This window comes from Flavobacterium xizangense, from assembly GCF_054075145.1.
The window spans coordinates 1-241 of the sequence record NZ_JBSIPG010000291.1; the positions used below are offsets into that span (position 1 = coordinate 1).

Here is a 241-nt window from a genome sequence, read left to right on the forward strand (position 1 = left end):
TGCTAATAAGATGATGGCTGAAAATCCAGAACTATTCAAAGAAAAAGTTCAGGAATCTTTACGCCGACATGCAGATGCAATCAATAAACATACTGCAAAAGGAACATACTTCTTTGATTACGGAAATGCCTTTTTATTAGAAGCTTCACGCGCTGGAGCTGATGTTATGGCTCCAAATAATATCGATTTTAAATATCCAAGTTATGTTCAGGATATTATGGGTCCAATGTGTTTCGATTAC

General features: G+C 35.7%; 1 pseudogene. It reads left to right on the forward strand.

The features are described from left to right. Positions 1 to 241, forward strand: a pseudogene (locus ACWA1B_RS23480) (urocanate hydratase); the annotation flags it as partial.